11 protein-coding genes are annotated in these 9587 nt (G+C 30.8%); 3 read left to right on the top strand and 8 right to left on the bottom strand.

Going from position 1 to position 9587, the window contains the following annotated elements:
• The 4 genes from EUBIFOR_RS10575 to EUBIFOR_RS10560 form a co-directional block, all read right to left on the bottom strand.
• Positions 1-372: ATP-binding cassette domain-containing protein (locus EUBIFOR_RS10575; protein WP_003866051.1), on the bottom strand; the 372-nt coding region annotated here is incomplete at its 3' end.
• A gap of 63 nt (positions 373-435) precedes the next feature.
• A complete protein-coding gene (locus EUBIFOR_RS10570) occupies positions 436-720 on the bottom strand; it encodes a hypothetical protein (protein ID WP_003866050.1) in 285 nt (94 codons plus the stop codon).
• Between the two features lie 228 nt (positions 721-948).
• On the bottom strand, positions 949-2289 hold the full coding sequence (locus EUBIFOR_RS10565) for a hypothetical protein (protein WP_003866049.1): 1341 nt from the start codon (positions 2287-2289) through the stop codon (positions 949-951).
• Entirely contained in the window at positions 2279-2635 is a 357-nt protein-coding gene (locus tag EUBIFOR_RS10560; protein ID WP_003866048.1) for a hypothetical protein, read from the bottom strand. Before EUBIFOR_RS10560 ends, EUBIFOR_RS10565 begins: the two co-directional genes overlap by 11 nt.
• A gap of 818 nt (positions 2636-3453) precedes the next feature.
• On the opposite strand from EUBIFOR_RS10560, the gene EUBIFOR_RS10555 reads away from it, so the two are divergent.
• Entirely contained in the window at positions 3454-3960 is a 507-nt protein-coding gene (locus EUBIFOR_RS10555; protein WP_244264177.1) for a hypothetical protein, read from the top strand.
• A gap of 1055 nt (positions 3961-5015) precedes the next feature.
• On the opposite strand, the gene EUBIFOR_RS10550 is transcribed toward EUBIFOR_RS10555, so the two are convergent.
• Both EUBIFOR_RS10550 and EUBIFOR_RS10545 read right to left on the bottom strand, forming a co-directional pair.
• The gene (locus tag EUBIFOR_RS10550) at positions 5016-5675 is read right to left on the bottom strand and encodes a hypothetical protein (protein ID WP_003866045.1); all 660 of its coding nucleotides are present in this window, start codon (positions 5673-5675) and stop codon (positions 5016-5018) included.
• Positions 5659-6987, bottom strand: a complete 1329-nt coding sequence (locus EUBIFOR_RS10545; RefSeq protein WP_003866044.1) for a hypothetical protein — start codon at positions 6985-6987, stop codon at positions 5659-5661. The genes EUBIFOR_RS10550 and EUBIFOR_RS10545 overlap by 17 nt, the downstream gene beginning before the upstream one ends.
• Before the next feature lie 221 nt (positions 6988-7208).
• Here EUBIFOR_RS10545 and relB point away from each other — a divergent pair, with 221 nt between their 5' ends.
• Positions 7209-7433 (top strand): type II toxin-antitoxin system RelB family antitoxin, encoded by a 225-nt coding sequence (gene relB, locus EUBIFOR_RS10540; RefSeq protein WP_040466513.1) that lies wholly within the window; start codon positions 7209-7211, stop codon positions 7431-7433.
• Positions 7434-7700: a type II toxin-antitoxin system RelE family toxin gene (locus EUBIFOR_RS10535; protein ID WP_003866042.1), complete on the top strand. Its 267-nt coding sequence runs from the start codon at positions 7434-7436 to the stop codon at positions 7698-7700.
• A 24-nt stretch (positions 7701-7724) separates the two neighbouring features.
• On the opposite strand, the gene EUBIFOR_RS10530 is transcribed toward EUBIFOR_RS10535, so the two are convergent.
• Both EUBIFOR_RS10530 and EUBIFOR_RS12815 read right to left on the bottom strand, forming a co-directional pair.
• Complete coding sequence (locus EUBIFOR_RS10530; protein WP_003866041.1) at positions 7725-8909, bottom strand: hypothetical protein; 1185 nt, start codon at positions 8907-8909, stop codon at positions 7725-7727.
• Positions 8910-9587, bottom strand: a 678-nt coding sequence (locus tag EUBIFOR_RS12815; RefSeq protein WP_003866040.1) for a hypothetical protein, incomplete at its 5' end; no start/stop codon positions are given. It abuts the gene before it with no gap.

Here is a 9587-nt window from a genome sequence, read left to right as displayed (position 1 = left end):
TGAATATTTCTTAATAGGCAACTTTACATACTCTTCCATGCTCCAGTATTCAACAATTGAATCTATTCTTTTATCCGATGGCCACATCGAACTTACAAAATGTAAATAATCCATTCCAGATAAATTTTTATCCAGCCATTCTTGAGACTCATAATAAAATACGTTCTTTCTTAATTCATCAACACTTTTCATATCAAATTTTATTTGACCTGAAGATTGATGTAACAGTTTTACCAATGTTCTAAAGAATGTTGTTTTACCCGATCCATTAATAGCTACAATGCCATATATTTTTCCATCCTCAAATATATAATTCACATCTTTTAAAATATTATGTCTTGTTTCAATACTAACATTTTTTATTTCAATCATAGATTTATCTCCGTTTCTAAAAAGACTATATTGAACATTCAATATAGTCTTTTTATTATTGAACTACCATAGAATTGATCCATTTGAACCATAATATTTGATTACCTGATATCTAGTATAGTTCCATCCTCCTCCTATTTTAGCTTTACTTTGTTTCATATAAACGGCATAATCTGGAATATTTGCATAATAATAATCATGATAATTCGTATTATATCCAAGAACTGTATTATAATCATATTTAAAAGACTTTACTACACTCATAGCATGCACATTTGGGATAAGTGTGAATAACATAAGACACATCGTTAAACCAGCTAATAAATACTTTTTAATTGCATAATTCATATAATCACCTCTTTCTATTTTATTGTATTAGCTTCACTTCCTACATTTACCATGGTTATCACATCTCCTATTATTCTCATGTTCTTTATATAACGATTTTAACAAGTATAAATAAAAAAACACAGTCTACTAATGCATTAAAATTCATGATACAATTTAATGGTAGGAAAAATAGGTTGTATCAAATTTCATTACAACCTATTTTTTTTTATATTCCACCATTTTTTATTAATTGTTCCACCACTTAATGACTGTGTGTCGGCTTAATCCAGTATCTTTTTCGCAATCAATTTTTTTACCATTTGGATGTTCTAATCTCCATTTTTGAACGATTGTTTGCTTTGTTGGAGCTCCTTCTTTGTTGATCCACTCTCTATTTGGATAATCAATCATCTGAACTGCTCTTGCACGTTCTAAATGTACACCCTGCTTTCGTCCATTTCGTTTGTTGCGTTCGATTCGTATGTTAGTTAATTTCTCTATGTCTTTTAACGGAAAAGTATTATATCGTTCATCATAACACTCTAAAGCCGATTTAATATCTTCCTCTGTAAATGGTTCTTCTTTATTTAAACCATTTAAAAAAGGAATCAAATCTATTGCATCCTGCTTTATCTCATCTTTAGATAAACCGCATTTTATGCCATAAATCACCAATGTCATAATACAAAAATATCTGTGGCCATAACTGGCTCCATTTTCTTCTTTCTTTATTTGCTGAATCCACCAGTCGTATAGATCACGTTTTACTGTCCAATAGCTTCTTTTACCCTTTAAAACCTTATTTTCGTACCATTCCGGGTATTTTTCCTTTGCCTGATCCAGTGTTAATTTACTTTCCTTAAATAATTTTTTTTCATCTATCTCAATTTTAGTTGGAACAAAACGATTCAAATACTCTATATTGACTGGATGCTGGTTTACTCTATACACTTCCACTCTATCCAATGGAGCATTCTTTTTACATTTGCCACCCAATATTCTAAAAGGCTGATTGATTCCTTGTTTTTGTACTTTTTCATCAACAGAAGTGTTTTTATTCCACATTTTTTCAGTTAAAGAGTATTTAAATTCCTTTAATTGAAGCTTCAAATTAGGGAACAATGGTACTGGTTCTTCAAAAACATAATATAAATGTATCCCATGACCACTTAAAGCCACATAATTTGGTAATGGATAATAATCAAATTCCTTATTAAATGCAGCATAAAAGAAATTATTCAAACTCTTATCTGTAACACCATCAATATCAAATATCATTGCACACATTTTAGAAGCTCTATCAGATGTATATTTTGCACCAAAGTACGTTATGCCATTCATTACACAGAAATCTGCATTCACAAGCTCATTTCGATAGATTTCTTCAAACTTATCTTCAAACATAATTCTGAAATGGCCATGATCTTCATTCTCATTCTTATAATAGGCGATTGGATTTGCTTTGAAACTTCCACTTTCTTCATACTCCTTCTGAATGAATCCTTCTCCAATTCTAAAAATATCTTTATATACATCCAGTGGATCTATCTTCTTTCCACCATAACTCTCAATAACATCATTTAGCATACTTACTCTCCCACTCAGAACATCTATTTATTTCACCTACATAATCACCTGCAATTACACAAAAACTTTGTTCACTTCTATAGTTACAAGTCAAACAATTCTTAGGAATATCATTACCATCCATTTTCACCACATCTGTGTCTAAATAATAAATAACCCTATTTCTATAATTCTTTTGAGAATGCATTGGATATTCTCTTGCACCATCTTTTAAAATAAATCCTTTCTCTAACCATTGTTTTCTTGTAAATAATCTTCTTTGCAATTCTTTAGGCAATTTATTCTTATAACATAATCCAAATTCAGACACTAACTCAATATCATAATCTAAAATATGATAACCCATAAAAGACCACCCTCCTAGGTCACGTTATATTATCAATACAGTTTTTGCACATTTTTACACCAAAAATATAACACAGATTTAGCTCCGTGTTCAAGCTTATTTTTACTCTAGCAAGATGGCGTAAATGTTCCTCTGTACAGTGCTAGAGTAACACATGGAAATCTTGTTGTTGTTAATAAGTACGTGTCCTCGTACTTAGCTTCTGCTAAGTCTCGGACGTTTACTTTTGAAAAGTTCATGATATAATGAAAGTACTTAAGATGTGTCTTAGGACATGAGAAAAGAGAGGATTGCAGTCCTCTCTTTTTTTTCGTATTCTGCAATGTTTGTTCCTAAGTTATCCTTTCAATTCTCTGATGATTAATAGCACTGCTACTAAACAAAGAAATTCTTGATAATTCATCACTTAAGATGTTACTTAGGACATTGCAGAAACGTTCTCTTTGAAGGTTTGAATTCATAAAGCTAACCTCCGAATAAAATTATAACATGATCTGGTATCTGAAAGCCCTCTAAGACACGTTATATTATCAATAGTTTTTTGACCCTATTTCACCAAAAAATTATTTTACTCTAGCAAACAAGTGCAATGTATTTGCTTTATAGTGCCAGACATACTTACTCCTTACTAGCCGTCGACAGCCTGACAACAGAACCCTTAAAGCAATTGTCTTAGTGTTGAGTTCCCACTCTTTCTCATATAAAATTATCATAAATCTTTGTGTTAGCGCTTTCGTTTTGCTATAATTTTTTTGAAGGAGTAGAATGAACTAGTATTCATTCACGTATTATGTATGCGATCTTTAAAAAAGAAACTATTGACTATTTTATCTTTATCTTTATTCATTGTATTGGCTGGTAATTATAACGTTCTTGCAAAAATGGAAGAAAATGGAAAAAATTCAAATAATGCATGTGGAGTTTTAACATCGGAAGAACCAATACTAAATAAAGAATATGTTAATGAAAATGGAGAAACAGTTCAACATTTTGAAGATAACACACAAGTTGTTTATCATAAAGACGGAACAATAACAGTGTATTCTCCATTCGGACCAAAGCCTGAAAATGAAAATATGAGAATGGGTTGGGTTGCAATTGGTAAGGCTATACTAAAATTTGTAGCAGGAGTCATTTCTGCTTGTTCTTCATATGATTATATAACCGGTCATGATATTTGTAGAACTGTTTTGAGTTATATCCCTAAACCAACAAAAACAGAATATTCTGTTGATGGACTCTACCATCCAGGAAAGATTCCAGGGTGTGAACCTAGCAATTCGTTACCATGCAACTCAGGGTATTGGGAATATAGAGTTTATTAAACATTATGAAAAAAAAAATTGCAATTATCTTTCTAAGTATCATAGCAATACTTTATATTTTTGATATTGCTTTATTTTCCGATAATCGTTTTCTCCAGGTTATTATAGGTTTATTAATTTTATTAAGTTTATATATTTTAGCAAAAAAAAATTCTTAATTTTATATTAATCCAAGCAGAAAACTCATAAGTCTTTAGCTTATATGGGTTCACAGTAAAATAGGGTCAAAAATATATTGACAATATAACGTCCATATACAACCTGTTTTCTTAAGTTTACTTTTAAAAAGTTCATGATATAATTCAAGTAGGTAAATTTGGTGGCAACACTAAAAGAAAAGAGAGGATTGCAGTCCTCTCTTTTTATTTTGTACTGTGCTACCGAGGACTATGTAACTAGTCCTTTTTCTTTATCTCTACAACAATCAAGTAAATCAACAAAAGTTGAATGATTGTATCTAAATTCATATAGGTAAATTTGGCAGCACAAGTACATGGACGTATCTAAAAACATACAAATACCTCCAATAAAAATTATAGCATAATCTGGTATCTGAAAATCTACCTCTAGGTCACGTTATATTATCAATGAGTTTTTGACCCTATAATTTACTAAAAAATAACACGAATCAAATTCGTGTTCAAGCAAATTTTTACTCTAGCAAAATGTAAATGTTTCTCCGTACAGTGCTAGAGTAAAACATGGAAATCTTGTTGTTAATAAGTACGTGTCCTCGTACTTAGCTTCTGCTAAGTCTCGGACGTTTACTTTTCAAAAATTCATGATATAATTCAAGTAGGCAAAAGTACAGATTAAAAGCCACGTAAGAAGAACTGACCCAGTCACTCAGTTCTTCTTTTTTTTGAAAAAAAAGAGTGGGTAGTCAATCCACTCTGTTTGTGCTTTATTACCTAGTCATTTTTGTCAAGCCACTTGCAAATGTAGTAGGCAACCACACTTGCTCCGACAGAAACTAAAAAAGTACAGATTAATTCAACCACGTTCTCACCTCCTTCGCGTTGGTGAGCCTAGGCAACAGAAAGATTATATCATAATTAAAAAACGCTCCTAATAATTTTAAAAACACTGTTCATCACTTTATATGTTGGCCATCCTAAAAAGCCTCCAATAAATACAAGCAAAAATCCAGCCGAAACAAATGCTATCCACTTATTGATCCATACATTTTTAAAGTTGATCCAAAATTCTTTCTTTTTCAAATCTTCACTGATTCTATCAAACTCTTCCTTTTTGGATTCAATCGATCTATTTATGCTGTTTAATTTGTTTTCTTGATATTCTATGCGCTCTGAAAGCCGTTTGATTTGTTCCTTAAGAACAGTTTCCTGGTTTCTGTAGTTTAAATCAAGTTCTTTTCTTTTTGCCTCGTACAGCGCATTTAATGAGGTTGTATCCGTGATATTGTCGTTTAATTCAATGATTTGCTGATTCATTACCTGTTGGTTATGGGCAAACCTATCTAATCTGTCATTCAATTGTTCCTTCTCTTTTGCTGCAGCCACTTCATTTTGTGCGAATACAGAACGAATCAGTTGTCTCATTGCATCTTGATTAGAATCTAATTCTTGTTTTTTACAAGCAACTGTTTGTTCTAATTCATCCTTCTGCGTCTGTATCTGGTACTGCTGATTGCTTGTTTGTTGTACCTGCTGCTTCAGCCTATCCAGATTGCTTTTCTTAGATATCGATCTCATATCCTCTGCTCCTTTCTATCATTCTTTGATGTTCTTCAATCAGAGATGTAGCTTTATCTATACGTTCTTCAAAGCTCAATCCTTTGATTTCCTTTCGATATTCCTCCTGTGTGAGGTCTTTATATGCTTCCGGTTCTAATACCTTTAGCTGACTTAACATCTCTTTTTGGCGCATATCTTGTTCTTCTATGTCATGTATCAGACTTAACTTGCTGTCTATCACTTCTGTAAATTCATGATCAAGATGATTTAGATCTTCAATCTGATTGCTTAGACTTTTAATTTCATTATCAAGTCTTTTATTTTCTTTAAACATGTCATTGAATTTATCTTTTATTCCATTCCAGGCCTTTGCAGCCTCATATTCTCTGCTTTTGCGTTTGATATATACTTTAAGATTTCGGAGTGTGTCCATGACCCAGTCTGCCATTTCATGCACTAACTCAATTGCTTTTGGCGTTATTTTCTTTTCTTCAGCATTTGCCTCTTTTACATTTTCCAGGACTTCTTGTTTAATAGAAATGTAATTTTTTAATTGTATCGGTTCTAATTCGATATGTTGTTTTACATTTTCGTTATATCGTTTAACTTCTGTATTCCACGCTTTTGCATTATCTAAATAATCTTTACTTGCTCCTTTGTACAACTTCTTCTGTGATAGATAGGGGTTATTTTTTATACCATCGTGTAAATCTAATTTGTAACCGTACTTATTTAAAGTGTCTTTGACTATCTTGTTTTTGTGATGTAACCACCAACGTTCAGTAAATTTCTTATCCTTTACTTTGAATATGTCCGTTTGGTATTTGATATTACCCTCTTTATCTCGTTGGACTTCGCCCTTTTTATGAACCAATACAGCATTTTCACTATTTGCTTTCGCTAATTTATGCGTATCTTTGTCATGCCAAATATCTTTCTTGTAGACTTTAGGCTCAAGATCTATTTGGTTTTCTCGCTCACTAAAAAGAATGTGGACATGAAGATTCGTGCGATTGTGATTCCAATGAACTGCATATTCATAGTCCTTATTTTTACCAACTATCTCATGAGCCAAGTCATCGCAGACTTGCTCTAATCTTCGTTTATCTTCGGCCAGTTCATTCGGTAAAGCAATATGAACTTCAAGTGCCTCATTATTGGCAACATTCGATTTTTGATGTTCCTTTTCAAAAGAAGAATGTTCCTGCCATGAGTATTGCATTTCTATTTTTTGCAATACGATTTTTTCTTGTCGCTTCTCATCATTCAAGTAATTAGAACGCCCAACCACATTAGAAATTTTGGCTATTCTACCATAAACTGTTGCCATAAATTTCTCTCCTTTCTAGCCGTCTGCAAGACCGCAAACCCTTACGGCGATAGCCTTAAGGTTGAGTTTGCGCTCTCAATCGGCGAGGCCTTATATTCTTATTGTAGCACATGTTTTTCTAGTGAAAAAATATATATTTTCTTGTATCTAGGTCTTTGACAAAAATGAACTTCAATTATATAATTGTATTACAAGTAATACATAAAAGAGGAGGTCTTATTATGACTACAATTTCTTTAAGAGTTAATGACGATGAATCTAAATTAATTCATGACTATGTTTCTGTTAACCAATTAAATATGAGCCAGTTTATTCGTGATGCTGTTCTGGATAAAATAGAGAATGATCTCGATCTTGATGAAGATCGTATCTTATATGCGTTTGAAAAAGCTAAACAAGAAAAGACATATGATCATACTGAAGTTTGGGAAATGCTTGGTGTCTAAATGTATAAAGTAGAATTTACTGAATCTGCAGTTAAACAGTTAAAAAAATTAGATAAGCAAACTGTTCGTGTTATAAAAAACTGGGTTATCAAAAACCTAGTCAATACTCCTGATCCTAGACTGCACGGAAAAGCTTTGAAAGGAAATCTAAAAGGGATTTGGAGATACAGGGTAGGAGATTATAGATTATTTGCATCAATTGAAGAAGAGATAATAACTATCAGCATTTTTGAAATCGGTCATAGAAGGGATATTTATAAAAAATAGAAAAGAGCCATTATTAGCTCTTTTTTATTTTTTATAAATATATTTTTTTTTGACTTTTTGGTTAAATACAATACTTAAAACTATTAATATAATTCCCGTAATTAAAACCATCATTCCAAAATTAAAATGTATATTTGGGTTCATAAAAGTCTTTGTCAGACTTCCATCAATTACTAGCAATGCATTAACATAAATAAATGGAAAAAAATGTGAAAATGGCTTTATAACAGATAGAATGTTCGGTAAGTATGCACATCCTATTGTCATACACAGCAAAATAAGCAGTAATGTCAAACTATCTTGCACAAGTAAAGACATGATATACGATAACAATATAATAAATATCATATAAAAAATATTCATACACATTACTTTAACAAAAACTGTTATTGCTTTTATACATGTCAAATGATTGTCAACTAATACCATGATTGGATAATCGTTCCCTATATTTTTTGTAACAAATGTTGCGATTAGAACAGAAATCAAAGTACAGATGGCAAATATTCCTAGCACAATAATGCATCCCGCAATAATTTTAGAAACTGTTTTTTCTATAGGCGTTAGACTCAACAATTTACTTCTATCCATGTTTTCTACATAATCAAATGTAAAAACCTGCGATAACATATATACACCAATTGCCGTTAATAAAATCGGAAAAACAGTTCTAAACAGGTATAAAGTAAAAGTAATTCCATAGATCGGATAATCAGAATTTTCATAGTTTAAATGATTTTTTCTATAATGATTTATTATGTTCATCTGTTTGTCTGTAGCTTCAATCATTTCTAAATACTCATTCTTATTAGTATCTTTTTCTGAAATTTTCTGCGTTTGCTGAATTACTTTTTTTTGGCTATTTAGTTCATTCAAATAGCTATCATAAAACTTATCCCATTGTTTATTTTCGTAATATTCTATTAAATCGCTATATTTTTTTTTAGTTGTATTTATTTCATCAATTTCTTTTTGCAAAGATTGAATACTTGAATCATCAACATCGTTAGATTCCATTATTTTTGTTTTATCATTAATTGCCTTTTCAGACATTTTTATTTGAGAAGCAAGTGAATCTCTTAGTATATTTTGAGAATTGATATTCATCACATAAATAAAAACTATTACGAAAAAGCAAATAAAAATCATTATAACATTTTGCTTCCTCTTTAAAATTTTCTTTATTAAAAAATCAATATATATAAACATTCATTTCACTTCTCTCATTTTCATTAAACTAAAATTAATAATAGTTAAAACTATATTACAAACCAAAAGGACTATAATGCCTGTTAAAGCATTTATATTATTATTCTGCGTTAAATACCCTATTTCTCCACTTAGCACTTGTAAACAGTTTAAATATGTTGTTGGAATTAAGTGTACTATCGAAAATATAGGAGCTATTTTAGTGCATCCCCATGTACAGGCAAACAAAAACAATAACGACGAAAAGAAACAAGAAGTTCTCTTTTTTAATAAGACAGACAATACAAAAATCACATTACTGATAAACAACATAGACAATATACTCATTATTATCCAACTCATTATAAAATTTCTAATCGGTTCATATTCACAAATTCCGGATGTAGAATAAGTTAATATAGGTGATTTTAGGCTGCCAAATTCAGTTCCAACACTTCCCAACGTTCCAGAAATTATCAAAACAAAAAGAGTTACAGAAATACCGACAAAACAACCCACCATTAGTTTTGTCATAATTCTATTAACCTGTTTCATTGGTACAATTATACTAATATCTATGCCATTAAAATAATTCGAACAATAGAGATACGAAAGTATAAATGCCATCATAACGATTAATATGATTGATAAATAGTTATTAACAATTAAAATGATATAACTAATTCCTTGTACCGGAGT

The sequence above is a fragment of the Holdemanella biformis DSM 3989 genome, assembly GCF_000156655.1.
In the GTDB taxonomy this organism is placed as follows: Bacteria; Bacillota_I; Bacilli_A; order Erysipelotrichales; family Erysipelotrichaceae; genus Holdemanella; species Holdemanella biformis.
This window is presented reverse-complemented; position numbering and strand designations above follow the sequence as displayed.

What these genes read in the sequence shown, in the direction of transcription:
- EUBIFOR_RS10530 (WP_003866041.1), bottom strand. Translation starts at nt 8,909, where the DNA reads ATGTTTATATATATTGATTTTTTAATAAAGAAAATTTTAAAGAGGAAG.
- EUBIFOR_RS10560 (WP_003866048.1), bottom strand. Translation starts at nt 2,635, where the DNA reads ATGGGTTATCATATTTTAGATTATGATATTGAGTTAGTGTCTGAATTT.
- EUBIFOR_RS10570 (WP_003866050.1), bottom strand. Translation starts at nt 720, where the DNA reads ATGAATTATGCAATTAAAAAGTATTTATTAGCTGGTTTAACGATGTGT.
- EUBIFOR_RS10550 (WP_003866045.1), bottom strand. Translation starts at nt 5,675, where the DNA reads ATGAGATCGATATCTAAGAAAAGCAATCTGGATAGGCTGAAGCAGCAG.
- EUBIFOR_RS10545 (WP_003866044.1), bottom strand. Translation starts at nt 6,987, where the DNA reads ATGGCAACAGTTTATGGTAGAATAGCCAAAATTTCTAATGTGGTTGGG.
- EUBIFOR_RS10565 (WP_003866049.1), bottom strand. Translation starts at nt 2,289, where the DNA reads ATGCTAAATGATGTTATTGAGAGTTATGGTGGAAAGAAGATAGATCCA.
- EUBIFOR_RS10535 (WP_003866042.1), top strand. Translation starts at nt 7,434, where the DNA reads ATGTATAAAGTAGAATTTACTGAATCTGCAGTTAAACAGTTAAAAAAA.
- relB (WP_040466513.1), top strand. Translation starts at nt 7,209, where the DNA reads ATGACTACAATTTCTTTAAGAGTTAATGACGATGAATCTAAATTAATT.